This window comes from Microcystis sp. M44BS1 (genome assembly GCF_020244875.1).
In the GTDB taxonomy this organism is placed as follows: Bacteria; Cyanobacteriota; Cyanobacteriia; order Cyanobacteriales; family Microcystaceae; genus Microcystis; species Microcystis panniformis.
In genome coordinates this window covers 1-5,256 of sequence record NZ_JADBVM010000064.1, presented here as the reverse complement: position 1 = coordinate 5,256, position 5,256 = coordinate 1, and the positions used below count along the sequence as shown (strand labels likewise).

Below are 5,256 nucleotides of genomic sequence, written 5' to 3'. Positions count from 1 at the left end.
TTTATTACTTATTTAAACAAGCATAAACATCGAATTGTCAATTATGGTTATTTGCAGGCAGAGGGGATTTCCATTGGCTCTGACTCCGTCGAATCAAAAATTAAACAAATTGCTCATCGTCTTAAAATTACTGGTGCAAGTTGGCAATCTTGTAATGTACCGCAAGTCCTTCGTCATCGCTGTGCTTATCTAAATGGTTGCCTTTTTTAACTTTTTTATTGATCTCATTAAGCATTTCTACTTATTGCAAAGGTGAGATGCTCCCTCGACTAAATCCTTATCTGGTAAGAGATTCAATTGATTAGTTCGCTCTAGATCAAAAACAATTGACAAAAATCGCCAAACGTTTTTCTCTATAAAGGTTCCATCCCTTATAACCCCCGTACATTGCATAACACAAACCGAAGAACCCCATCTATTAAGGTTTAAAACTATACTAACTGTTACTTTATTAGAAGATTGAGGAATAGAGTGATTGTTATTGATGCTTAACATTTGCTTAGTTGATAAGTTGATTAGGAAAAATGGTAATGAATTATCTGGGAATTTTGATGGCAAAAAAATTCAATAAAGACCACTATTTTTGATTAAAAGTCCATTTTTTATGGGCAAGAAAATTATAAATAGTCATTAGTATAGTAAGGATTATATAAGCGTACAAGTACCATACTTTCAACAAATCAACCAAGAAATACATAGCGATAGCGACCGCAAAAAAACTAGAAAGCATGATCCCATGATACTTGATTAATTCTCCCAAAATACTTCCAATTTTTACTCGTTCTGTAAATGTATATTTTCGATTCAGATAGAATCCCAATGTATTTGAATAGAACATTTGCACAAAAATCGAGAGAACGTAATGCAATTTTAGGTAATTGGTCAAAAGGTATAGAATTAGTATATTTTGGAATGAACAAAAGACACCCACAAGGCAAAACCTAAAAAATGAGCTTCTGAATAAACGATTAACTGCGATAAATTTCATGTTAAACCTAATCGTTACTAAATTATATTAGCTTTTAGTCTAGCAATTATGCGCTCATGGATGCGCGAATATCGTAAGTATTTGTAAACTCCTAAAAAACCAAGCGAAAAACTCGATAGGAGTAACTTAATTAACTCTAATCGAGAACCTTTACCGTGCGCCATACTCGCTAAAATAGTATTCACTTGTATTGAGAATTCAGCAAGTGATCGAATTCTTTTTTTTCTATAAGCTGATACGTCCCATCTATCTAGATAGTCGTGAGCAACCACATTCAATTGATTATAAAACTCTCCAGTTTTGGAGCTTCTGACAACGGTTTGAGAGCTTGAATGAATGCGAAATGCACTCAAGGGATAAGGATAATAAATGATTTTTTCATCTCGTTTATGAAAAGCGATTTTCAACCAGAGATCCCAGTCGGCTGTATACCAAAGTTTTTCGTTCATTCCCCCCACCTGTAAAGCAATTTCTCTTTTAAAAATTGGAGCGGGAATGGAGATAAAATTTTGAATCAATAGGCTCTCGATTAAAATATCTCTATCAACATATTTTGGAAAAGCTGGTAAAGGACAAGTCCATAAACCTAGCTTTTTCCTTCGGTCATCGATAAAGATTGAAGGGTGTAAAAGTAAGTCGGTATCTGGACAATCATTAAGGATTTCCTTGATTATTTTTAAACGATTGTTCAACCATAAGTCATCTTGATGTAATAAACATACATAGTCTCCCGAGGCATTCTGTAAAGCAAAGTTAGTGTTAGCGACCCAATTGCCTATCCTATCACGATCAAAAAGCTTGATAGGAATTTTATCCTCGTAATTTTTGATAATAGATAAAGTTTGATCAGTAGAGCCATCATCAATGATAATATACTCGACGTTTCTCTCATTTTGTTCAAGGATTGAATCAAGAGTATCCTTTAGATACTTATCTCCATTATAAGTGGGAATTAATACGGATAACCAAGGATGATCATTCATAAAAACTTTTTAAAATAACAATGCTATGAAGAAATTTTAATTAGAAAAACAATATTGTTTTTCCAAGGACGAACGGTAGACTCAAGGAGAATCGATTGTTTACCAAAGAGTTTATATATCATATCTCGAAATTGTTCGGTCGTTTTATGCTTGACCTTATCACCAGTAATATACCGATCCAATAGATAGCACAAATAATGGATCGGTGAATTATTTTTACGCCAATCCTTGAGAACAATATGTCCGTTAGGTTTTACGGATTTACCAGCGTAAGTTAAGAATTCTTCATGCATTGACCAAGGAACATGGTGCATAACATCACTAATGACGACTAAATCGACACTTTGGGGGGTTTCTGCAACGAATTCTTGAATTGATTTTTGTTCAAACCGAACATGATCGAGATTTCCTTGAAACATCCGTCCTACTCTAGGAGTAATATCGATTCCTATAATATGTGAACTAGGATAGGCACTCGCTAAAAGTTTAGTTAAAGCGCCTTCCCCACAGCCTAACTCTAGAATTACCTCAGGATTAACCCATTTATGGATTTGATGAGTTAAATCAGCTTGATTAATAAAAATGTTTCGATAAATATCAGAAATTGGTCTTTCCAAAGGACCTAACAAGCTCCGAACAAAAGTTCCTATCGGCATAAAAATTAGTTAACCCCCTATAAGTTTACCTGCGGCTATTTTCATCTTCGTTTGGTCAAGGACGGAGCTAAGGCTCCATAAAACCGAGTCACGAACCATCTTTAGGGTTTTTGAGCGACAGTAATCAGTTGAAGTCCTCGAGAAGAAACCAGAAAATCATCTACCCTAAATACAAACTGCAAAAATCGAGAGGTAATCTTACTCACAAATGTTACCTTCGTTTTCATTACCTTTTCTGGACCGAGAGCAGAAACCATCTGATAATAGATTAACCCTAAAAAAGTACCCCATCCATAATTTTTTTTGACAGAAAACCCACTATTAGTTACTAAAGAGGCAAATTCTTTCATTCCAAAACGCCGATAATGACCCGCAACCTCATCCTGTCTAGACCAATAACGCATATTACAAGGTACGGTCAGAAGGGCGATACCTCCTGGTTTTAATAAAGAGAAAATAATGTTGAGAGCTGCTTCCGGTTCGGGAAGATGCTCGATGACTTCGCTACAGATCACTAGATCATAAGAACAGCGAGGCAATCTTTCAGCAACTTCGTACAAATCTCCTACCTGAATGACATTGCGAATTTCCGGATGGGCGGAGTTCTTTCCTTCCTCGGAATATTCTATTCCTGACAAGGTAGCTTTTGGATATTTATTTTTAAGTATGCTTAAAAATGCTCCACGGCCACAACCAAGATCGAGAATACTACAATCTTCCATAGAAGATTTAGGTAGCTCGCGTAGCATCAAACGATAGCGATTATGGGTAAGAGGTCCTATATCTTGTAGGTTTTGCCATTGCTGCGACCAAAGATGGTCGTACATTTCCAAGTCATACTCACTGTTATTCATAGTTTGAATGTAAATAGAATTACTTGCGTTTTAATTGTAATACACTTAAGAAAAAACTAGAAAAAATCACCTGTACTCCCAACGCTAAAGCGGTTACGGAAGGAATGACAATCCGCATGGTCACGGCTGGATCTAAGGCTCCATAAAGTCGAGCATTCCAAGTATATAAAGCATACAGTGAACCGCCCATACCTAGTACCAATAAAATTACGCCAATGATCAATCCCACCTCCAGATTAATATAACGCAAAAATCGTCTTAATTTTCGGTCTTCCGGTAATAAACCTTCGCTGATAGCAAAAGCTTTTGTGAAGACGGCAAAACTGACAATTTGAAAGCCGATAATCAAAGCTGTGGCTGAATAGAGAAGGGTATGAACTCTGGGTTGGGTCATAAACCAAATCGTCGCCACAAATCCCAGAAACATTAAAGCCAGTCCGGGGTAGAGAAACAACCAGCGAGGACTATACATTAAGAGAAATCGCAGATGTCGCCAGCCATCGCGCCAAGTTTTTAGGTGGGGGGGACGACTGCGACCGTCAGGGGATAAAGTGGTTGGTACTTCGGTAATTTTCAGGCCGTAGAGGGATGCTTTCACCACCATCTCGCTGGCGAATTCCATGCCAGTGGTGCGTAGGTTCAATTGTTTGATCGCCTGTTTACTAAACCCGCGCAATCCACAGTGAAAATCACCACAGGGACTACCAAAAAATAACCGTCCTAACCAAGTCAAGACAGGATTGCCCAGATACTTATGCAATACTGGCATCGCCCCTGGTTTAATTCCCCCCTGAAAACGATTGCCCATCACCAAATCGTAACCCTGTCGCAATTTTTCTAGGAAAGGCGAAAGATTAGTAAAGTCATAGCTATCATCGGCATCCCCCATAATAATGTACTGACCTTTGGCGGCGGCGATACCTCCCCGCAGGGCGCTACCATAACCCCTTTCCGGGATAGGAACCACCCGCGCCCCGGAATTAGTGGCAATTTCTTGGGAACCATCGCTACTGCCATTATCGGCGATTAGCACCTCTCCCGCAATTTTGTGTCGTTCCAGATAATCTCGCGCTTTGCCGATACAGCTGGCCAGGGTTTCCGCCTCGTTGAGACAGGGCATGATGATCGATAATTCTAGAGTAGGTATCTGCTCCTTAGAGGCGGCATCTGCCCTGACCTGATTTTCCAGCATAACAATCGCGGTGGAGTCGTTTTGCCCAAAAGTATAACAGGATTATTGACATTTGTGACAACATATTTTTGATTGCTCAATAGTGCTGCCTTAATTGATTGGCTTGTCTTTGTCCCCAATAACCTATAATGAGTGGGCTGTTCATTATCCAGATTTCCGAAGCTATCTAAGCTAGACAAGGCCTTCAGCCTCCCAACAACGGGGTTTAGATTACGAACAGCTTAGGGCAAAAATTTGGCAACCCAGAGAAAATCTAGATTTTTCTTGCTTCTTGTTCACAGTTTATCTGGCTCTAAAGAGGGTTCCATAGCTTTTTAGGTTTTATCTGGTACAATCTGCCACATCATCTGGTAAGCTAAACAGGTCAATGGTTACAAATTAATTTCAATGACTGGGCAGCCTCTTAATTCTTAGTTTGATGAATCTGGTTCTTCGGTTTGTTTTATGCAATGGACGGGGTTATAAGGAATGAAACCTTTATAGAGACAGACATTGCCGCAATTTTTGTCAATTGTTTGCGATCTGGAGCGAACTAATCAATTAAATCTCTTGCCAGATAAGGATTGAGTCGATTTATGCCCCC

5 protein-coding genes and 1 pseudogene are annotated in these 5,256 nt (G+C 38.6%); 1 reads left to right on the top strand and 5 read right to left on the bottom strand.

What is annotated here, in order from left to right:
- A pseudogene (locus IM515_RS03770) lies at nucleotides 1-210 on the top strand (ISKra4 family transposase); the annotation flags it as partial.
- Nucleotides 211-577: 367 nt separating this feature from the next.
- Here IM515_RS03770 and IM515_RS03765 read toward each other — a convergent pair.
- The 5 genes from IM515_RS03765 to IM515_RS03745 form a co-directional block, all read right to left on the bottom strand.
- Complete coding sequence (locus IM515_RS03765; protein WP_287628639.1) at nucleotides 578-988, bottom strand: GtrA family protein; 411 nt, start codon at nucleotides 986-988, stop codon at nucleotides 578-580.
- Nucleotides 989-1,005: 17 nt separating this feature from the next.
- Nucleotides 1,006-1,971: a glycosyltransferase gene (locus IM515_RS03760; RefSeq protein WP_287628640.1), complete on the bottom strand. Its 966-nt coding sequence runs from the start codon at nucleotides 1,969-1,971 to the stop codon at nucleotides 1,006-1,008.
- A 23-nt stretch (nucleotides 1,972-1,994) separates the two neighbouring features.
- Nucleotides 1,995-2,627 carry a class I SAM-dependent methyltransferase gene (locus IM515_RS03755; protein WP_287628641.1) on the bottom strand — a complete coding sequence of 211 codons (633 nt, stop codon included), beginning with the start codon at nucleotides 2,625-2,627 and terminating at the stop codon, nucleotides 1,995-1,997.
- A 101-nt stretch (nucleotides 2,628-2,728) separates the two neighbouring features.
- Nucleotides 2,729-3,481 (bottom strand): class I SAM-dependent methyltransferase, encoded by a 753-nt coding sequence (locus IM515_RS03750; RefSeq protein ID WP_287628642.1) that lies wholly within the window; start codon nucleotides 3,479-3,481, stop codon nucleotides 2,729-2,731.
- A gap of 19 nt (nucleotides 3,482-3,500) precedes the next feature.
- The gene (locus IM515_RS03745; protein WP_287628643.1) at nucleotides 3,501-4,673 is read right to left on the bottom strand and encodes a glycosyltransferase family 2 protein; all 1,173 of its coding nucleotides are present in this window, start codon (nucleotides 4,671-4,673) and stop codon (nucleotides 3,501-3,503) included.
- Nucleotides 4,674-5,256: the final 583 nt, after the last annotated feature.